Raw genomic sequence first — 20,093 nt, 5'->3', positions numbered from 1 at the left:
TATTTTTAAAAGTTAAATTGTATTTTTAATAAAAAGCTTCTTCCGCTTTCGTCCGTATAATAACGCAACCGATTCATATAATCTCTGTATGCGGTGTCAAAAATATTTTTTACACCTAATGAAATATTCATCGTGTGTATGGTTGTGATATCGAATGAAAAACCGGTAATAAAATCAAATAGCTGATAAGCAGCAGGAGGAGAACTAATATCTAATGTTTCCGAAACCACTGCTCCATTTTTCACTATGTCAATTTCAAAATTATAATTAGGAAAGTGCGTTTGCTTAAACACCGAAGTGGAAGTAAGTTTTGCAAAATAATTTCTCCATTTTTTATTTTTATATTCTATTGAATTGATCCATTGCAAAGGAGGCATGGAAATTAAGGACGTTTTATTTTTTATATCTTTTCCTCTCAAATAAGAAAAATTAGTGGAAAATTTCAACGGTCCCAATATTTGATAATCAGCCATTACATCGATACCATAAATTTTAGCATTGGTTTGTTTATATTGCCAAACCGGAAATGCTCCTCTAATAGTATATTCTGCACTTACAGGAATAGAGTTTATAAAGTCATTTATATAATTATAATAAGCCGTTAATTCAAGAGTTAGCTTATTATTCAATCCAAACCCTTTATAGGTCGTCATGAGCTTATTAGACTTCTCATTTTTTAAGTCTAAGTCTCCCAATTCAATAGCTGCGGCTGAATGATGCAATCCATCGCTAAATAATTCACTTGGATTAGGTGCTCGACTGCTTAATGAATAATTGAATGTAATTTCATCAAACTTTCCCAACTTTAATTTTAAGCCTAAAGTAGATGCAAAACCGTTATAGGTAAGAATCGGATTTACCAAATAATTAAGACCGGTATCTTTAAGTATTTTTTTTGAATATTTTTTATCGTAACCCAAAGATACCCATCGGCTTTTTTTATAAAATTTTAAAGCATCTATTTTTTGATGATCAAATCGTATTCCTCCTTCGATTAGTAATTTTTTACTAATATTAAAATATTCAATCCAATAGAAGGAATAATTATTTTTTTCATAAAAGGGGATTAATGGACTTACGCCGGTACCAGCATTTGGAAAATTTTCTTGATAAGAATAGCCGCTTCCTAATTTTGTTTTAAGTTTAGTATAGGCAGTCGATTCATAATCTAAATTGAGAGTATGTGTAGTTAAATCCAAATTGAGAGACGCCTTGTCGGCAAGTTCGCTTCTTCTGATATCATATTCTTTCCGATTATTAAATTGATATCCGTACACTAAACTTAATTTACCGAAATTAAAATTATAATGAGTATTGAATTTAAATAAATTATGCTGAATTTTCTGTTTGGGCGCATCTATTTTCATCGTAAAATCATCAATAACTAAGGGTTGTTTATTATTGATGGCATTTAAAAGATTTTCCAGGTTACCTACATGCGCTGCTTTTAAAATACCATTGTCTGAACCGAAATAACTATAGAATAATTCTATGCCGTAATTTCTTTGATTTTTACCTACTTGAATTGAAAAATCATTTTCTTTAAGCCCCGTATTAGACATAATATAATCAGGCGCTGATAGATCTCCGGATCTTTTATAAGTACCTTGTAAGCGCATAGCCCATCCTTTTTTCCATCCTTTTTCAATTTGGGCTGTAGTATTTCCTCCTTTGCCATTGGAAACATAGGAAGTTATAAGACTTCCCGTAAGAGTATCTTTTGTATATAATTTTTTTGGTTCAACCAATACGATACCCCCGGTAGCATCGCCCGCATATTGTAATGCTCCCGCTCCTTTAATGATTGAAATGGAATTGGCAACATTAAGGTCAATATCCGGAGCATGTTCAACGCCCCATTGTTGATCTTCCTGCCTTATGGCATGATTAAATATGGGCACACGGCTGCTATGCAATCCATGAATAATAGGTTTAGCTATATTATTTCCCGTTTTTAATATACTCACTCCCGCAATCGAAGCTAATGCACTAGCTAAGTTAGTATCCGAAAATTCATTAATTTGATTTTTGGTTAATTTATTTTCTGTTGAAGTTTTAGTTTTTCCTAAGGATTTTCCAACAGTTACTATTTGTTGTAATTCTTTTTCTTTACGTTCTAATGAAATATCTTGATTTAAATTATTCTTTACTGTTATTTCTAACGTTTGAGAACTATAGTCAGGATGTGAAATGATAAGTCGATACATTCCTGGACAAACATTGGAAATTGTATATTCTCCGGATAAATCAGTTATTGTTATGGATTCTTTTCCATTAGTTGCTATGAGCTGTATAGAACCGTTTTTTATTCCACGAGTGGAATGTAAATCGGTAAGTTTACCTTTAATATGCAAGGTACATTGAGCATACGATTTTATATTCAATAAAATAAGAAATGTAAAAAAAACGTATATTGTCTTTTTCATAAAATAAATAATATAAGGTATGACTTAATTGAAAAAAGTTATATCCTTTAAAAAAGATATAAATACGGATCTTTTTTTCTAATTTTTATTAAAAAATCCGCATCATATTATTATTTTTATGAAAATATGGGAGGTGGCCTGTTGAAATAATTAGATTTATTTATATTTTTATAAAATATAAAGGTATAAATATCTTCAAGGTGATTAATTATTTCAGAGTGATGATGAAGTATAAATGTTGGGTCTTCCGCTACATCAAATAATTGATATTTTCCTAAATGAAAAATAGTATGACATTGTTGGCAATGATCATGACTAATTTTGTTTACTTTATGTTGTTCTAAGTGAATATATTCCTGTATAGAAAATATCTTAAATACGAATACTATCGAAAATAAAAGATAGATAATTCGTATTTTATTGGAATGAAGAAATTTCACTTTAGATTGTATAAATTATTTGGAAGCAAATTTAAATAAAAAAAATCTTTCATGAAGTTGAAAGATTTTTTATTTTATTATTTTTTGCTAACTACAGCTAATTTTTCTTTTTCTGCAGTTTGTTTTTTTTCAAGTTCTTTGCCCAATTCAATAATGTAGTCATGCAAACTATCTTTTATTTGTGGATGGACTAAACCATATTGAATACTAGTTTTCATAAATCCGAATTTATCTCCTACATCATAACGGGTACCGCAAAAATTACGAGCAAATACTCTTTGAATTTTATTAAGGGTATCAATTGCGTCTGTTAATTGAATTTCACCACCTGCTCCGGGAGCTTGATTTTCCAAAATACTGAATATCTCGGGTGTCAATAAATATCTACCGATAATTGCCAGGTCACTGGGCGCATCTTCAGGCTTAGGTTTCTCTACAAAGTTGAGCACATTATACAACCCTTTTTCTATTTCTCTTTCAGGAGCGATAATTCCATATTTTGAAGTTTCTTCATGGGGAACTTTCATTACTGCAATGGTAGAAGCATAGGTTTTTTCAAAGTCCATAATTAATTGCTTTGTTAATGGTATTTTATCTTCCATTATATCATCTCCTAACATTACCACAAAAGGCTCATTACCTACAAATGCTTTTGCTTGTAATACAGCATGTCCTAATCCTCTAGGATGAGACTGTCTAATAAAATGTAAATTTATATCAGTCGTTTCTTCAACGAGTTTTAATAATTCCGTTTTATGCTTTTCTCTAAGATTAGCTTCTAATTCAGGATTGGAATCAAAATGATCTTCTATAGGTCGTTTTCCTTTGCCGGTTACAATTAAGATATCTTCAATACCGGAGTTTATAGCCTCTTCTACTATGAATTGGATAGTAGGTTTATCTACAATAGGAAGCATTTCTTTAGCCAATGCTTTTGTAGCTGGTAAAAACCTGGTACCTAAGCCAGCAGCCGGAATAACGGCCTTTTTTACTTTTTTCATAATTTTATAAATAACGGTTAAAAATAGCTAGTTCAATAAAATATATAAATGATTTATTTATGTTTGTTAATTCATATTTTATTTTATACAAATATAGAAAAAATGAACTTCAATTTCTTTCAATGAACAATATTAAATTAATTATTTAAATAAAAAAACATTTTAAAAATTTAATTTTCTCGACGATAAAAATGATACAGAAAATCCTATAAATAATACAGTAATCAATACAATAAAATAGTTAGTAAGATCGAATTTAACAGGAAATGGCATAAAAGGATTTGCCATTACTAGTCCGAAATTAGATTGTAACCAAGTCAAAAAGGTTCCTAATACTATACCTATAACTACTCCAAACATGGTTATGATAATTCCAATGGTAAAAAATAATTTTTTTAATCCTGAAATGCTATATCCCAGAGCAATAAGCGATTTGGATTGATATTTCTTATCCAATATAATAATAATAATAGCCCCCGCTAAATTAAATGAGGCAATTATAATTACTAAAATAAATATCAAATAAATAAACAATTGCTCCACTTTCATCATTTTTAAAAAAGAAGCATCTTGCTCTTGTCTATTTTGAATGATATAGTTCTTTCCCAGTTCGTCTTTTAATTGCTTTTGCAAGGATTTTACATTGTTCTTAACTTTTAATTCAATTGAAAAAGCACTATTAGGAGGTAAATTCAAAAGATTGCGTGATAACTGTATGGGTACAAAAATATAATTTTCATATTGATCATTTAAAGCAAATACCCCCGTCATATGCACCGTTGCTTTTTTAAATGCATCATCCGTATTAGATATCAATTTTTTCCCCGGTTTAGGCATATATAAAGAAGCGTAATATTCTTTATCAATAGGAACACCCAGACGATAGGCTAAAGCATTACCAAAAGCTGCTTCATTATCGGAAGATGTGTTAGGAAATTTACCCGCTTGAAAACAAGTATCGATTTTAACAACATTCAAAAAATTTTCATCCACCCCTTTAAGATATGCTATTTCATCCTTTTCATAAAACAAAACATATACTTTCTCTTCTATGACTTTCGTAAATGCTTTAACTTCTGAATGAGAAGAAAGAATTTTTTCAACCCTTTCAATATCAGGCAAGGTTTTGCCTGTTGCCGGTAAAATTCTTAGATCCGGATTTACATCACTAAAAAGTTTAATATTAAAACTTTCTAATCCACTAAACACCGAAAGGATAACAAACATAGCACAGGTAGCAATCGCTATGGCCGTTAAAGAAGTATACATAATGATACTTACAGCTTGAGTGCTCTTTTTGGATATAAAATACCTGAAGGCTATGTACCAGGATAGATTTTTCACAAATTACAAAATAGGATTTTCATCTTTGCCTTTTAAAGCTTTCTCTATCTTTTCAACTGTATCTAAGGTTACATCAAGATAAAATATCAATTCGGGAACTTGCCTTACCTGTTTAGCAATTCTATTACCTAAAATTTTTCTAATTTTTGGATTAAGAATTTGTATTTCCTTCATTAAGGCCTCTCTGTACTCTTGCGGATAAATACTTAAATAGACTTTAGCCACTCCTAAATCTGAAGACACTTTTACTTCGGTAACAGATATTAGTATTTTAGAATTCATCTCCGCTGATTGTTTCCTAAAAATTTCAGCTAACTCTTTTTGTAATAATTGATTTATTTTCTTTTGTCTATTGCTTTCCATAACTATTTTACAAATTTAGATAATTTTAAGTACTGCAAAAATTTTAATTTTATAATCTTATTTTTATTTAAATTTTCATATTATTTTATCATCACTACATTATATCTATAATTTATATTAATTTGTAATTATTAATTTTTATTTTATACGTATCAATTTTTTATAATATACTATATGGATTTTAGTAATTAATTACCAAAATAAATAAAGTTCTATTAAATTAACCGGTAAATTATAATTTATCCGAAAAATTTGAAACATTCAACAAATAAAAATTTCAGACGGATAAACTGTTTTTAACTAATATCTTAACAACTCGAAGATTTAATTATAAAATAGTATTATTTTTGCTTATATATAAAATAATGTATAATTAATAGATAATAAATAAATTAAAAATGAATTTGTACCAAGTAAATCATCAATCAATTTCCAATGAAATAATCAATCCCACAGCTATTGAAAAATTGCTAAATAAATTACTTGATTTGGTTTATGATCTGGGAATAAAAATTGTTACCTGCTTAGTGGTTTATTACCTGGGAAGATTTTTAATAAAATGGATTGAAAAATTATTTCATAAATTTTTAGAAAGGAGAAAAATTGATCCTTCTGTCAAGTCATTTCTGGGAAGTTTATGTAATATTACTCTAACCATTTTGTTGGTTTTGTCCATAATTGGAATTTTAGGAATTCAAACCACTTCCTTTGCAGCATTAATTGCTTCTGCCGGTTTGGCTATTGGTATGGCAATGAAAGACAATCTTGGAAATTTTGCCGGAGGAGTCATGATTCTTTTTAACAAACCTATAAAAATTGGAGATCACATCTTAGCTCAAAATCAAGAAGGAGTGGTGCAATCCATTGGTATATTATATACAGTTTTAACTACCGGTGACAATAAAACCATATATATCCCTAACGGACCATTATCCACAGGATCCATACTTAATTTTTCAACGCAACCACAAAGAAGAATAGATATAACCATAGGGGTTGATTATGGAACTTCACTTCAAGATGTCAAAGACATTCTTAATGAAATTATCAGATCCAATACTTCCATACTAAAGTCTCCTGAACCTTTCATTGGATTATTAAAATTAAATGACAGTTCTATTGACTTTGTAATTAGGGTTTGGGTTGAATCATCCAACTATTGGCCAGTTTATTTCTTTCTCAATGAAAACATTTATGAGAAATTTACACATGCCAAAATTAATATACCATTCCCTCAGCTTACCGTGCATATGGCCAATGATAATTAATAGCTAAAACTAGCTTTTTAAAAATCTAATTTCCCTTTAAACTAACTTAATTATTTTGAAAAATTTTATGAATGTCTTTAAAAATTTAAGTTAAAAATTTATTCATATTGTTAAAATAACTATATATTTGCACCGTCAAATATTTAGGTCAAATACATTTTGGCCCAGTATTTGATATTGTAAAACACGATTAATAAGCACACTTATTATATGGAAACTTATAAATTTAACATACAATAATTTGCATTTTAGTAAGTATACATATTATATTTGCACTTTCAATTTTTGTTAACGAAAAAATATGCAAACTAATTATAAGGGATTTCTCCTAAATATCACCGATAGCGACAAAACAGGATTTCTGCTTTGGAAAGTAAATAATCTTTGGCAAAGAGAATTTAAAAAAAACTTTGAACACTTAGATTTGACACATAGCCAATTAGTATTGCTTTTATCTATTTTATGGGGAGAAACTAACCAAACTGAAGTAACTCAAAAAAGTCTTTCAGATAAAGCGGGTATTGATCCCATGACTACTTCTACCGTTTTACGAACTTTACAAAAAAAAGGCTTGATCAAAAGAAAATTTAATAAAAAAGATTCGAGAACTAAACTAATTTCATTAACAGAAGATGGAAAAACAATTATTAAAAATGCAACTAAGGTTATAAAAAAATTCAATACATCATTTTTTAGTTCATTAAAAGATCAACAAAACCAATTTCAACAAAATTTGGTAACTCTTTTAGATGATGACATCTATGCTGATGAAATTAAACAAACCTGTTGTAAAGAATACGTACTTAATAATAACAATAATTTAGAAAAATCATAAATATGAAACTCAGAAAAATACAAATTATAGCTTTGCTATTCACTGCTGCAACATCCACATTGTATGTGTCTTGTAGTGGTGATAAGAAAAATGCAGCAGGTATGGCTGCTATGGGCGGGCAAGCCAATCAAGTGCTACCCTATCCGGTAAAAGTAGTTACTTCACAAACTGCTGTTTTGGAAACAGATTATCCGGCAACCATAAAAGGTGAAGAAGACATTGAAATTCGACCAATGGTTGAAGGATTCATTAAAACAATTAATGTAGACGAAGGTTCTGTAGTTAAAAAAGGACAAGTTTTATTTACATTGGATGCTCCACAATACAAACAAAATGTATTGAATGCAGAAGCTGCCATTAAAACTGCAAAAGCTCAAGTTGACAATGCAGTTATGGATGTAACAAAAATCACCCCTTTGGTTGAAAAAGGAATTGTAAGTAAATATCAATTAGAATCTGCACAATATGCTTTACAGACTAAACGTGCCGCTTTAAATCAAGCACAAACTGCTTTAGCTATTGCGAATACCAATTTATCTTATACAGTTCTTACCAGTCCGGTTAACGGAATTGTAGGTTCCATACCTTTTCGTTTAGGTAGTTTAGTTAACAGTACCACTACCTTAACCACTGTGGCGAATACTTCCAATGTATATGTATACTTTTCTTTAAACGAAAAACAATTATTGGATTTCCTTAAAAATACACCGGGAGCAACTCAAGCAGAAAAAATCAAAAAATCCGAACCGGTGACTTTAATTTTAGCTGACGGTACTGAATACAATGAAAAAGGAAAAATTGAAACTATCAACGGTATTGTAAACACATCTACAGGTTCTGCAAATTTCAGATCTAGTTTTCCTAATCCGCAAGGTATTTTAAGAAGTGGTTCAACCGGATCTATACGAATCAGTACAACTGTTGAAAATGCTTTGGTTATCCCGCAAAAAGCAACCTTTGAAATTCAAGGTCAAACTTTTGTTTTCGTGGTACAAAAAGATAATAAAGTAAAACAAGTAACCATCAAAGTTACTCCAACACCGGATGGACAATCCTTTATCGTAAATTCAGGATTAAACGAAAACGATAAAATAGTTGTTAACGGAATCCAGAATTTAAAAGAGGGAATGGAGATCAAACCTCAACTTTAATTTTCTTAACGTAAAAAGAAGTATTATAACTTTAAATAATAAAAAAGAAATAAAACAATGCTTAAAACATTCATAGAAAGACCCGTTCTTTCCACAGTTATATCCATTATAATTGTGATTCTGGGTATTTTAGGGGTAGTTTCTCTACCGGTTGCCCAATATCCCGAAATTGCTCCGCCAACGGTACAGGTAACTACAAACTATCCGGGAGCAAATGCCGACGTGGTCATGAAAAGTGTTATCATTCCATTGGAAGAACAAATTAATGGAGTTGAAAACATGACTTATATAACATCGAGTGCAACCAATGACGGTAGTGCTACCATTACTGTCTATTTTAAACAAGATGCGAACCCTGATATTGCTGCCGTTAACGTTCAAAACTTGGCAGCTCGTGCCAACAGTTTACTTCCATCGGAAGTAACCAAAAACGGGGTGATTGTACAAAAAACACAAAGTAGTAATATCTTGTTTATCGGTTTAGTTAGTAAAAGTAAAAACTACGATCAAAAATTTTTACAAAACTATGCCAACATTAACATATTACCTCAGATAAAAAGAATCTCCGGAGTGGGTGATGCTCAAGCGAGAGGTGCTAATACCTATTCCATGCGTATATGGTTGAAACCTGACGTAATGGCAACGTACGGTATTACTCCTGCTGACGTAAATGCTTTATTAGCAGAGCAAAACTTAGAAGCAGCTCCCGGTGCATTAGGTGAAAATAGTGCACAAACATTTACCTATACGTTAAAATACACCGGTCGTTTAGTAAGTACTGAACAATTCGGTGATATGGTTTTAAAATCTCTTCCAAATGGGGATGTTTTACGATTAAAAGATATTGCAAGAGTGGAAGTTGGTTCTGAAAACTATCAAATTACTTCTACCATCGACGGAAATCCATCTGTAATTATCAGTATTGCGCAAACTGCAGGTTCTAATGCACAACAAATTATCAACGAAGTTGAAAAAGTTTTAGATAATGCAAAAAGTTCTTATCCTCCGGGAGTAGAAACTGTATATATGATGAATGCGAACGATTTCCTTAATGCTTCCATTGAAAAAGTTATTCATACCTTATTTGAAGCATTCGTATTAGTATTTATCGTTGTTTTGGTATTCTTACAAGATTTACGATCTACTTTGATTCCTGCCATTTCAGTTATCGTGGCTATCGTAGGTACATTCTTCTTCTTGTTAATATTTGGATTTACCATTAATATTTTAACCTTATTCGCATTAATTTTGGCAATTGGTATCGTGGTGGATGACGCGATTGTGGTCGTCGAGGCCGTCCATGCTAAATTGGAAGACGGAATGAAAGATGCCAAAAAAGCTTCTTTACATGCGATGGACGAAATAGCGGGAGCAATTGTAGCCATTACATTAGTAATGTCTGCAGTGTTTATTCCGGTTAGTTTTATTGGTGGAACTTCAGGAGTTTTCTATAAACAATTCGGGTTAACCTTAGCGGTTTCTATTGTACTTTCTGCGATCAATGCGCTTACATTGAGCCCTGCATTATGTGCATTATTATTAAAACCTCACGATAACAAAAAACAAAATTCTGTTGTTAAAAAACTAAAAGACGGATTCAACGGAGCTTTTGAAAGTTTAACCAACAGATATAAAAAAGTTTTAATTTGGACCTCTAAAGCTAAATGGTCTGCATTTGCAATTATTATAGTTTTCTGTGGAATTTTATATTTCCTTATGAAAACAACTCCTACCGACTTTGTACCTCAAGAAGATAGTGGATTTATCATCGGGGATATAAGTCTTCCTCCGGCTTCAACACTTGAGCAATCAACAGCTATTGCTAAACAAGTATTTGAAGTTGCGAAAGGAATTGAAGGAGTATCCAATGTTGCTCAAATTAACGGTATGAGCTTTATTAGTGGTGCGGGAGGAAACTACTCCGTAATATTAGTAAAATTAAAACCGTGGAAAGAGCGTCCTAAAATCCAAATAAACGATGTAGTAAAACAACTGTTCATTAGAACAGCAGGTATACAAGGTGGTAAGATTATCTTCTTCGGAACTCCTACCCTTCAAGGTTTCGGTATCAGTAACGGATTTGAATTCCAAATTCAAGATAAAACCGGAGGTGATATCCGTAAATTCTCTGAAATCAGCGGTAAGTTCTTAGGAGCGTTAAATCAACGACCTGAAATCATGTATGCAACTACTTCATTCAACCCGAACTATCCTCAATACCAAATTAATGTAAATGTTGCTAAAGTTAAACAAGCCGGTTTAGCCGTAACAGACATTTTAGGTGCTTTACAAGGATACATTGGTGGTGTATATGCTTCTAATTACAATGAATTCGGTAAACAATATAAGGTTATGATCCAGGCAGATCCTAAATACAGAAAAAATGTAGAAGATCTTAATGGAATGTATGTAAGGACCAATAGTGGAGAAATGGCACCAATTGCCGGATTTATTACCTTGACTAGAGTGTACGGTCCGCAATCTCTACAAAGATTTAACCTTTACCAATCCATACCTGTAAATGGACAACCCAATGCAGGATATAGTGCCGGTGATGCGGTTAGAGCTATTGAAGAAGTTGCTAAACAAACGCTTCCTCAAGGATATTCTTTCGAATATTCAGGAATGACCAGAGAGCAAGTGAACAACAGTGGTTCACAAACTGTTTATATATTCTTATTGTGTTTGATTTTCGTATATTTCTTATTATCAGCTTTATATGAAAGCTACATTTTACCTTTAGCTATTATCATTTCTTTACCTATAGGTTTAGCTGGAGCTTTCTTATTCGCTAAATTATTCGGAATTACAAACAATATTTATTTACAGATCAGTTTAATTATGCTTATCGGTTTATTAGCGAAAAACTCTATTTTGATCGTAGAGTATGCCGTTCAACGAAGAGAGCACGGAATGAGTATCATTGATGCTGCCGTTGAAGGTGCCGTTGCCCGTTTAAGACCTATATTAATGACCTCCTTTGCATTTATTTTCGGATTATTCCCGTTAATGGTAGCAACCGGTGCAGGAGCTGTTGGTAACCGTTCGATCGGTACAGCTGCTATTGGTGGTATGTTAATTGGTACTGTAATTGGATTAGTAGTTACTCCTATGCTGTTCGCTGTATTCCAATCTTTACAGGAAAAGGCAACGCATAAACCTTCCGTGGTTTTAAGAGAACAAAACGATAACGATGATGATGATGATGAATAAGTATAACAAAATAAAAGAATTAAGAATGAAAATTCGACCAATTCAATATACAACCTTATTATTAGTTTCAGTAGTACTTAGTTCATGTATTACCGCTAAATATGAGAAACCTCAGATAACCGATAATCAATTGTACAGGGATATGCCTGTTAAAGATAGTACTACCATTGCAGATATTCCTTGGAGTGATTACTTCAAAGATCCCAATTTGCAAAGCTTGATTAATGAAGGTATTCAAAACAGTTATGATTTAAAAATTGCTGTTACGAGAATAAAACAAACTGAAGCTGCGCTTCGTTCTGCCAAACTAGGTTATTTACCTAGTTTGTCTGCAGACGCTTCTTACTCTAACAGTAAATTAAATACTGTTCAAGGAAACGGAGTTAAAACTCATTCAGAAGTTTTCCAATTGGGAGCATCTGCAAGCTGGGAGCTTGACATTTGGGGAAAAATTTCCAGTGCCAAAAGATCAGCTTTAGCTTCTTATCTTCAAAGTGATGCGTATAGACGTTTAGTTCAAACTTCTTTAGTGGCAAATATTGCAAATAATTATTATTCTCTAATTGCTCAAGATGAACAATTGAAAATAACGCTAAACACCATTAAATTATTAGAAGATAATGTGAAAACTATGGAAGATCTAAAAGAAGCTAACATAGTAACCGGTGCAGCTGTTGAACAAAGCAGAGCTTTATTATACTCTACTCAAGTGAGTGTTCCTGATTTGGAAAATAATATCAAAGCTTTGGAAAACAACATCTGTTATTTATTGGGTAGAACTCCCGGACCTATACAAAGATCTTCAATGGCCCAACAAACAGTTCCTAGTCAATTTGACTATGGAGTGCCTGCTCAATTATTATCAAAAAGACCTGATGTAATGATGTATGAACTTGCGTATCGTGCTGCATTTGAAGATACCAATGTTGCGAAAGCATCTTTATATCCTTCTTTAACAATTACCGGTAATGCAGGGTATTCTACCTTAAAGAATTTAGATAATTTCTTTGATCACTCCAGTCTTTTTGCAAGTGTGGTAGGAGGTTTAACACAACCTATTTTTAATCAAGGAAAATTAAGAAGCCAACTGAGAATAAGACAAGCTCAACAAGAAGAAGCCTTGCTTAATTTCAAAAATTCGGTTTTAAATTCAAGTGTTGAAGTTTCTAATGCTTTATTTGCTTATGAAAAAGCTAAAAGTAAAGACTACGACAGAAGTTTACAGATAAATTCTTTAGTTAAATCTGTTGATTATACTAAACAATTATTAATATACAGCGATGCTAATTATACAGAAGTTTTAAATGCTGAAAGAGACTTATTAAATGCAAGATTAAGTCAAGTAAATGATAAACTTCAACAATTACAAGCTTCAATTAACCTTTACAAAGCTTTAGGTGGAGGTGTTAACTAAACCAAAGATGTAATGTATTAAAAAAGTCGGATTTTATAAAAATCCGACTTTTTTATTTTATGCTGTAAATTACCGGTATGCTAAAATGTGAACACACGTATTATTTTAACTCTTGCATTAACTTTAAATAATGTGAGTATCTTTTTTCTGATATTCTTCCTTCCTTGACTGCTTCAATAACGGCACATTGCGGTTCATTGATATGTAAGCAATTATTATACTTGCAATAAACCTTTTCGCGTAAAATTTCGGGAAAATAATCTTGTAATTCTTCTTTATGAATGTCTACTAATTCAAATTCTTTAATTCCGGGTATGTCAATTATTGCCCCCCCAAAATCCCACTCATACATTTGCGCAAATGTGGTGGTGTGTTTTCCTTTTTCATTATAATTTGATATAGTCGCTACTTTTAAATTTAAATTTTCTTGTAAAGCATTGATGGTAGAAGATTTTCCACTTCCTGAATGTCCTATAAATACAGAAGTTTTATCTTTTATTTTATTTTTCAACTCTTCTATATGAAGATTCGTTAAAGCAGAAATTCGTAAGGTTGAATATCCAATATTTTGATATATCTTTTCAATTTCTTGCAATTCTTCTAACTCCGTTTCGGATAACAAATCGATTTTATTAAAAACAATCAAAACAGGAATCTGATAGGCTTCACAAGTAATTAAACATCGATTTAAAAAACCTAAAGAAGTTTGAGGATGTTTTAGGGTAAAAACTATACAAGCCAAATCTATATTGGATGCTATAATATGTGTTTCTTTAGATAAATTAACCGATTTGCGAATAATATAATTTTTTCGAGGATAAATTTTCGTTATCCAAGCAATATCATGATCTTCTAATTCGTATTGTATGCGATCTCCTACAGCTAACGGATTGGTATTTCTAATTTTATCTTTTTTAAATTTACCGCGAATTCGAGCATCATAAACTTTTCCTGTTGTTATGTCTTTTACCAAATACCAACTTCCTGTAGATTTTAATACGATTGCTTCATTCATAACTCAAAAATATAAAAAAATGCATCCTAAATTGATGCATTTTTATTACTATCTAAAACTTATGATTATTCTTCCATAATTTTATTCTGCAATTCAACGGATTCTTTATGAATGGAAACTAAAAGATGTTCTAAAAAATCTTCTGATAATCCCATTCGTTCTCCATTGCGAATGGCTAAGTTTTTTAACACATTCCATCGATCGGGTTGAAATATAGCCACATTATGTTCTTTTTTAAGATTTCCGATTTTTTTGGCTACATCCATTCTGGCTGCTAATAAACCTAACAATTGATTATCCAACTCATCTATTTCTCCTCTATATCGGTTTAATTTGGCTGAAAAATCATCCGAATTATCGTTCTTTTTTCGTAAAGTAATATCTACCAAAATATCCTTCAAGGCTTCAGGCGTAATTTGTTGTTTGGCATCACTCCAAGCTTCATCCGGATTATTATGGACTTCAACCATTAATCCGTTATATTCTAAGTTAAAAGCTTGTTGAGCAACTTCTGCAATTAAATCTCTTCTTCCTGTTATATGTGACGGATCTCCTAAAATAGGAATATTGGGAAATCGGTCTTTAAGTTCTAAGGCTATCTGCCATTGAGGGTTATTTCTATATTTTGATTTATTGTGTGAAGAAAAACCTCTATGAATAACCCCTAAATTTTTAATTCCTTGAGCAGCCAATCTTTCCAATGCCCCGATCCATAAATCTAAATCAGGATTAACAGGATTTTTAACTAAAACAATTTTATCTGTATCTCGTAAAGATTCTGCTATTTCTTGTATGGTAAAAGGGTTTACAGTTGAACGAGCTCCGATCCAAAGGTAATCCACATCAAATTCCAAAGCTAATTTAGCATGAGAAGCATTCGCTACTTCCGTAGCTATAGGCATATTAAATTCATCTTTTACCCTTTTAAGCCAATTAAGACCTATAGCCCCTACCCCTTCAAAGCTTCCGGGTTTAGTACGAGGTTTCCAAATACCGGCACGAAACACCTGCATATAATTCCGATCCATTCGCTCAGCTATTTCCATAACTTGCTTTTCACTTTCTGCACTGCAAGGCCCCGCAATTACTAAAGGCTTTTCGAATTGTTTAATCCAATTCTGGTCTAAATCTTGTAAACTCATAAATATGTTTTCTAAAAGTATGTAAATCTAAAATTTTTTTATTAAATGTCATAAAGTATTTTGCATTTTAAATGAATTTTTTATGTTTATATGAGAAGCTTTTTAGTAAAAACTGCAAAAGAGAATGAAATAAAATAATTTGCTTCTTCGTTTTTCTTCCATACGAAATATAAGTTGTAAATAATTCATGTTTGATAAGTTTACATGATTGCTAATAAATTTTATTAATTGTAGTTTGCTTCTCAAAAAAATTAGAATTTGTAATTGTATTTTTGTTAACTATTTAAAAAATTATGAAAGAAATTATAATTAGTATTTTTTTCAATATAGTTGTTTCAATCCTATTAAAACTATATAATAAGAAATCCAAAGGGGTTTCTTTAGTCATTACGTACAATTATTTATTTTCAGCAATTTTTTGCTATATACTTTTCAAACCCGATCTACCTTCTTTAAATTATTCATCGGCTCCGTGGTTCATTTATTTTCTGATGAGTATTTTAATGCCCGTAGTTTTTTTATTGATTGCTGAATCTATTAAATATACGGGAATTGCACGAACGGACACAGCACAAAGAATGTCTTTACTATTAACAGTGAGCGCTTCTTTTTTATTTTTTAATGAGTCTATCAATTCTCTTAAAATCTTGGGATTATTGATTGGATTTATCTCAATACTCTTTATATTTTACGCTAAAAAAGGAGATCAAACTTTTCCTTATAATAAATTGTATCTCCTTATTCTTATATTTTTCGGATTAGGAATTATTAACATCTTATATAAGTTAATAGCGGTAAATCAAAATTTTTCGTTTACAACTTCCACCTTTTTTATATTCATTGGTTCTTTTATAGTTGGTTGTATTATTACTTTTGCGCAAAAAATACGGTTTACTTTTAAAGAAATTTTATGGGGAATTACTTTAGGTATTTTTAATTTCGGAAATGTATATTTTTATTTAAAAGCGCATCAAACTTTTAAAAATAATCCATCTCTTGTTTTTGCTTCGATGAATTTAGGAGTAATTGTATTGGGCAGCTTAGTTGGAATATTAGTTTTTAAGGAAAAAATGAATAAACTCAATTATTTGGGATTGGTACTTGCGCTTGCAGCCATTACAATAATTTCTTTATCCACTTAACTTGAAAATTTTTCGAAAACTCCCAGTCCGAATAAGGCAAAATCATATTTCACGGGATCGTCGGCATCCAGCATTTTTAAATTTTTCATGAGATGGGAAACCGATTTCCAATCATTTTGAGTTCTGGACAACAAGTTTAAAGATCTTGCTACATTTCCGGAATGCACATCCAGTGGACAAACCAATTGGGATGGAGAAATGGAATTCCATAATCCAAAATCAACTTTATTAGGATCGTTTCGTACCATCCATCGAAGAAACATATTAATTCTCTTAGCTGATGAATTTTTGGCCGGACTGCTTATATGTTTTTGGGTTCGCTGTAAATGTTCTATTTCGAAAAATCGTTCTCTAAATCGTTCTATTACTAAGAAAGTGTCTTCCTCTTCTTTCTCTGCAGAAAAAACTTTTTCAAGTCCTCCGTGATTTTTATAAATATTTTGCAGAGATTTGATAAAAAACACTAAATCGTGAGAATTAAAAGTTCTGTGTATACTTCCTTCAATCTTTTTTAAATCTTGAAAAGCATGATTTAAGATAAAATCATGGGGTGCATGGTCTAAAAAATGCATTATTTTTTCTGCATTTTTAATTATAGACTTCCTGTTTCCCCAAGCTATAATTGCTGTTAGAAAACCTGAAATTTCAATATCTTCTTTTTTACTAAATTGATGAGGGATTTGAATGGGATCTGTTTCAATAAAATTGAGTGTATTATATTGTTCTACCTTTTCATCTAAAAAGGGCTTCAATTTCAGAATTTTTTCCACGTTTATTATTTACCCAATAATGCTAATTAGCTAAAAGGAGCGATTTGAATCTCTAACCCATTTAGATCATTGGTAATTGGAATTTGACATCCTAAGCGACTATTTTCTTTAACATGAAATGCCTCTGAGAGCATAGCCTCTTCCTCATCTCCTTTTTCCGGCAAAGGAATATTGTTACTTAAAATATAGATTTGGCATGATGCACACATCGCCATACCTCCACAAATTCCAATCGTTCCTTCGGGTACTAATTCGTAAGCTCGTATTAATTCCATGATATTCATGGACATATCCGTCGGCGCTGAAACCGTATGCTTATTTCCTTCCCTATCGGTGATATTGATGGTTACTTCTGACATATAATTTGTTAAAATTATTGAATTGATTTAACAACCGGTTTTTCTGCTTCTTTTACTGTTCCGTCAAATCCTTGTACACCTCCAACGGTAGTATATTTTAAAACATACTTTCTGTCGGGATATATTTTACTGTAAATACTTTGACACATCAAGGTGGCCTCGTGAAAACCGCAAAGAATTAATTTTAATTTTCCCGGATATATATTAATATCTCCAATGGCATAAATCCCTTCAATATTGGTTTGGTAATCCAACGCATTATTTACCTTGATAGCATTTTTTTCAATTTCCAATCCCCAATCGGCAATAGGTCCCAATTTAGGAATAAGGCCAAATAAAGGAATAAAATAATCCACTTCTTTATCAAAGGTTTGCCCTTCCTTTTCAATTACTAAGGATTCTACCTTACCGTTCCCCTTGATTCCTACAATTTCGGCAGGAGTGATTAAATTTACTTTTCCTTGATTTTTTAATGATTGAACTTTCTCAACGGAATCCAGAGCGCCCCTAAATTCATTTCTACGATGTACTAATGTAACTTCTTTAGCGATATCTGCTAAAACAATGGTCCAATCCAACGCCGAATCTCCTCCTCCTGCAATTACTATTTTTTTATTCTTATATTTTTCGGGATCTTTTACAAAGTATTCAACTCCTTTTTCTTCATAATCGGCAATATTATCTATCAAAGGTTTTCTAGGTTCAAAACTCCCTAATCCGGCTGCAATCGCCACAGCTTTAGCATGATGCCGGGTACCTTTATCTGTAGTAACAATAAAAGTTCCGTCTGCTTGTTTATCAATGGTTTTAGCTGTTTCATTGAGAGTAAACCCGGGTTGAAATTGCTTGATTTGTTCGCGTAAATTTTTAACTAATTCACCTGCCTGAATGGAAGGATACCCCGGAATATCAAAGATCGGTTTTTTAGGATAGAGTTCTGTTAATTGCCCTCCAATGTTTGGAAGCGCATCAATAATATGACATCTTAATTTTAATAATCCCGCTTCAAATACAGCAAAAAGTCCTGTAGGACCCGCTCCTATTATCAAAATATCTGTTTCAATCATAATTTTTTTCTAAATATTTTTATATAATAACAATGTATAAAAGGTTTATTTAAAATCTATTTTTCTTAAGGAAAATAAGTTTTATATTTTTAATTTTCTTATCTTCTAAATGATAAAAACATTTTTAAATAATGCTGAAACTTACAGATAACTTATTTCCTAATAAATATTAAATTACTTTTAATTGGGGCTTATGTTCTATTTTATCTTCTAAAAACAATTTCCCTCTTAAAATACTTTTAATTAAATCCACAAATTTCTCTGCAAAAGTCGTTCTAATTTGATTGGTTGAATAAATTAATGATATTTCCCGGGAGGGTGAAGATGAAAAATATCTGATATTTTTCTTTTCTTCTTCCGATAAATTTTCTGATTCTAATAAAGGTAAAATGGTAAATCCAAATCCTTCATTAACCAAGTTAATCAATGTAGTAAAACTTCCTCCTTCTAATTTTATATTAGAATTAATGGCTTCTCTGTGCTTGCAAAGATCCAACACTACATCTCGGAAGCAATGACCTTCTTCCAACATTAAAAGATAATTAAAGTCTAATTTATCTACATCTAAAATTGTTTCTTTATACATTTTAGCATCTTGCGGAGAAACGTAAGCTACTAATGGCTCTTTGTAAATTGGCTTTTCAATAATTTGATTGTCATGTAAAGGTGTACTTGCAATTCCAAAATCCAAATAGCCTTCTTTGATGCCTTTTAAAATATCCTCAGTTTTCATTTCTTTAATAACCAAGTCGGATTCCGGGTATTTACTCCTGAAAGTTTTATAGAAAATTGGCACTAAGGTGGGGGTTATTGTTGGTATAATACCAATGACAACCGTTCCGTTCATACTTTTTTTATCTTCTTCTACAATTTGTGATAATTTATTGGATTCAGATAAAATTATTTTGGCCTGTTCTACAATTTTCTTTCCTATAGGAGTTATTTTTATAGGATTAGTTGTTCTGTCGAAAAGCTCAACTCGTAACGTTTTTTCAAGCTTTTGTATCTGCATACTTAAGGTAGGCTGACTTACGAAAGCTTTTTCTGCTGCTATCGTAAAATTTTTATATTCGGCAACAGTTAATACATATTGCAGTTGAATTAAGGTTATCATTTAAGATAATGTTTAATTATTCTTTGCAA

At 31.3% G+C, this 20,093-nt stretch carries 17 protein-coding genes; 6 read left to right on the top strand and 11 right to left on the bottom strand.

What is annotated here, in order from left to right:
* Nucleotides 1-5: 5 nt before the first annotated feature.
* The 5 genes from GYM73_RS03920 to rbfA all read right to left on the bottom strand — a co-directional run bounded on the left by GYM73_RS03920 (nt 6) and on the right by rbfA (nt 5,574).
* On the bottom strand, nt 6-2,426 hold the full coding sequence (locus GYM73_RS03920; RefSeq protein ID WP_220234205.1) for a TonB-dependent receptor domain-containing protein: 2,421 nt from the start codon (nt 2,424-2,426) through the stop codon (nt 6-8).
* A gap of 116 nt (nt 2,427-2,542) precedes the next feature.
* Nucleotides 2,543-2,866, bottom strand: a complete 324-nt coding sequence (locus GYM73_RS03915) for a hypothetical protein (protein ID WP_220234204.1) — start codon at nt 2,864-2,866, stop codon at nt 2,543-2,545.
* 77 nt (nt 2,867-2,943) lie between these two features.
* Nucleotides 2,944-3,867, bottom strand: coding sequence for a UTP--glucose-1-phosphate uridylyltransferase GalU (gene galU / locus GYM73_RS03910; RefSeq protein ID WP_220234203.1), 924 nt, complete (start codon nt 3,865-3,867; stop codon nt 2,944-2,946).
* A 162-nt stretch (nt 3,868-4,029) separates the two neighbouring features.
* Nucleotides 4,030-5,211, bottom strand: coding sequence for an ABC transporter permease (locus GYM73_RS03905; RefSeq protein WP_220234202.1), 1,182 nt, complete (start codon nt 5,209-5,211; stop codon nt 4,030-4,032).
* 3 nt (nt 5,212-5,214) lie between these two features.
* Nucleotides 5,215-5,574 (bottom strand): 30S ribosome-binding factor RbfA, encoded by a 360-nt coding sequence (rbfA, locus tag GYM73_RS03900; RefSeq protein ID WP_160542256.1) that lies wholly within the window; start codon nt 5,572-5,574, stop codon nt 5,215-5,217.
* 398 nt (nt 5,575-5,972) lie between these two features.
* Between rbfA and GYM73_RS03895 the strand changes: the two genes are divergently transcribed.
* The 5 genes from GYM73_RS03895 (at nt 5,973) to GYM73_RS03875 (ending at nt 13,455) form a co-directional block, all read left to right on the top strand.
* Nucleotides 5,973-6,842: a mechanosensitive ion channel family protein gene (locus GYM73_RS03895; RefSeq protein ID WP_160542257.1), complete on the top strand. Its 870-nt coding sequence runs from the start codon at nt 5,973-5,975 to the stop codon at nt 6,840-6,842.
* 301 nt (nt 6,843-7,143) lie between these two features.
* Nucleotides 7,144-7,677 (top strand): MarR family winged helix-turn-helix transcriptional regulator, encoded by a 534-nt coding sequence (locus GYM73_RS03890; RefSeq protein ID WP_105297421.1) that lies wholly within the window; start codon nt 7,144-7,146, stop codon nt 7,675-7,677.
* Between the two features lie 2 nt (nt 7,678-7,679).
* The gene (locus tag GYM73_RS03885) at nt 7,680-8,828 is read left to right on the top strand and encodes an efflux RND transporter periplasmic adaptor subunit (protein ID WP_220234201.1); all 1,149 of its coding nucleotides are present in this window, start codon (nt 7,680-7,682) and stop codon (nt 8,826-8,828) included.
* 57 nt (nt 8,829-8,885) lie between these two features.
* Entirely contained in the window at nt 8,886-12,041 is a 3,156-nt protein-coding gene (locus tag GYM73_RS03880) for an efflux RND transporter permease subunit (RefSeq protein WP_220234200.1), read from the top strand.
* 25 nt (nt 12,042-12,066) lie between these two features.
* Complete coding sequence (locus tag GYM73_RS03875) at nt 12,067-13,455, top strand: efflux transporter outer membrane subunit (RefSeq protein ID WP_160542401.1); 1,389 nt, start codon at nt 12,067-12,069, stop codon at nt 13,453-13,455.
* Between the two features lie 100 nt (nt 13,456-13,555).
* Here GYM73_RS03875 and rsgA read toward each other — a convergent pair whose 3' ends face one another.
* Both rsgA and GYM73_RS03865 read right to left on the bottom strand, forming a co-directional pair.
* Nucleotides 13,556-14,470, bottom strand: coding sequence for a ribosome small subunit-dependent GTPase A (gene rsgA / locus GYM73_RS03870; RefSeq protein ID WP_220234199.1), 915 nt, complete (start codon nt 14,468-14,470; stop codon nt 13,556-13,558).
* Nucleotides 14,471-14,535: 65 nt separating this feature from the next.
* The gene (locus GYM73_RS03865) at nt 14,536-15,612 is read right to left on the bottom strand and encodes a bifunctional 3-deoxy-7-phosphoheptulonate synthase/chorismate mutase type II (RefSeq protein ID WP_105297417.1); all 1,077 of its coding nucleotides are present in this window, start codon (nt 15,610-15,612) and stop codon (nt 14,536-14,538) included.
* Nucleotides 15,613-15,905: 293 nt separating this feature from the next.
* Here GYM73_RS03865 and GYM73_RS03860 point away from each other — a divergent pair, with 293 nt between their 5' ends.
* Nucleotides 15,906-16,754: a DMT family transporter gene (locus GYM73_RS03860; protein ID WP_220234198.1), complete on the top strand. Its 849-nt coding sequence runs from the start codon at nt 15,906-15,908 to the stop codon at nt 16,752-16,754.
* Here the strand turns inward: GYM73_RS03860 and GYM73_RS03855 are convergent.
* The 4 genes from GYM73_RS03855 to GYM73_RS03840 all read right to left on the bottom strand — a co-directional run bounded on the left by GYM73_RS03855 (nt 16,751) and on the right by GYM73_RS03840 (nt 20,064).
* Nucleotides 16,751-17,533 carry a TIGR02757 family protein gene (locus tag GYM73_RS03855; RefSeq protein WP_220234359.1) on the bottom strand — a complete coding sequence of 261 codons (783 nt, stop codon included), beginning with the start codon at nt 17,531-17,533 and terminating at the stop codon, nt 16,751-16,753. The two genes, GYM73_RS03860 and GYM73_RS03855, sit on opposite strands and share 4 nt — an antisense overlap.
* A 17-nt stretch (nt 17,534-17,550) precedes the next feature.
* Nucleotides 17,551-17,883 (bottom strand): 2Fe-2S iron-sulfur cluster-binding protein, encoded by a 333-nt coding sequence (locus GYM73_RS03850; RefSeq protein ID WP_160556512.1) that lies wholly within the window; start codon nt 17,881-17,883, stop codon nt 17,551-17,553.
* 14 nt (nt 17,884-17,897) lie between these two features.
* Entirely contained in the window at nt 17,898-18,950 is a 1,053-nt protein-coding gene (locus GYM73_RS03845) for an NAD(P)/FAD-dependent oxidoreductase (RefSeq protein ID WP_220234197.1), read from the bottom strand.
* 169 nt (nt 18,951-19,119) lie between these two features.
* Nucleotides 19,120-20,064, bottom strand: a complete 945-nt coding sequence (locus tag GYM73_RS03840) for a LysR substrate-binding domain-containing protein (RefSeq protein WP_255571024.1) — start codon at nt 20,062-20,064, stop codon at nt 19,120-19,122.
* Nucleotides 20,065-20,093: the final 29 nt, after the last annotated feature.

Origin of the sequence: Apibacter sp. ESL0432 (assembly GCF_019469225.1) — a bacterium.
Taxonomy (GTDB): Bacteria; Bacteroidota; Bacteroidia; order Flavobacteriales; family Weeksellaceae; genus Apibacter.
The sequence above is the reverse complement of the archived record's forward strand: the minus strand, read 5'-3'. Positions and strand labels throughout refer to the sequence as shown.

Bases quoted from the DNA above. Each gene is read 5' to 3' on its own strand.
- GYM73_RS03920 (WP_220234205.1), bottom strand. From the start codon at position 2,426: ATGAAAAAGACAATATACGTTTTTTTTACATTTCTTATTTTATTGAAT.
- galU (WP_220234203.1), bottom strand. From the start codon at position 3,867: ATGAAAAAAGTAAAAAAGGCCGTTATTCCGGCTGCTGGCTTAGGTACC.
- rbfA (WP_160542256.1), bottom strand. From the start codon at position 5,574: ATGGAAAGCAATAGACAAAAGAAAATAAATCAATTATTACAAAAAGAG.
- GYM73_RS03895 (WP_160542257.1), top strand. From the start codon at position 5,973: ATGAATTTGTACCAAGTAAATCATCAATCAATTTCCAATGAAATAATC.
- GYM73_RS03890 (WP_105297421.1), top strand. From the start codon at position 7,144: ATGCAAACTAATTATAAGGGATTTCTCCTAAATATCACCGATAGCGAC.
- GYM73_RS03885 (WP_220234201.1), top strand. From the start codon at position 7,680: ATGAAACTCAGAAAAATACAAATTATAGCTTTGCTATTCACTGCTGCA.
- GYM73_RS03880 (WP_220234200.1), top strand. From the start codon at position 8,886: ATGCTTAAAACATTCATAGAAAGACCCGTTCTTTCCACAGTTATATCC.
- GYM73_RS03875 (WP_160542401.1), top strand. From the start codon at position 12,067: ATGAAAATTCGACCAATTCAATATACAACCTTATTATTAGTTTCAGTA.
- rsgA (WP_220234199.1), bottom strand. From the start codon at position 14,470: ATGAATGAAGCAATCGTATTAAAATCTACAGGAAGTTGGTATTTGGTA.
- GYM73_RS03865 (WP_105297417.1), bottom strand. From the start codon at position 15,612: ATGAGTTTACAAGATTTAGACCAGAATTGGATTAAACAATTCGAAAAG.
- GYM73_RS03860 (WP_220234198.1), top strand. From the start codon at position 15,906: ATGAAAGAAATTATAATTAGTATTTTTTTCAATATAGTTGTTTCAATC.
- GYM73_RS03850 (WP_160556512.1), bottom strand. From the start codon at position 17,883: ATGTCAGAAGTAACCATCAATATCACCGATAGGGAAGGAAATAAGCAT.
- GYM73_RS03845 (WP_220234197.1), bottom strand. From the start codon at position 18,950: ATGATTGAAACAGATATTTTGATAATAGGAGCGGGTCCTACAGGACTT.
- GYM73_RS03840 (WP_255571024.1), bottom strand. From the start codon at position 20,064: ATGATAACCTTAATTCAACTGCAATATGTATTAACTGTTGCCGAATAT.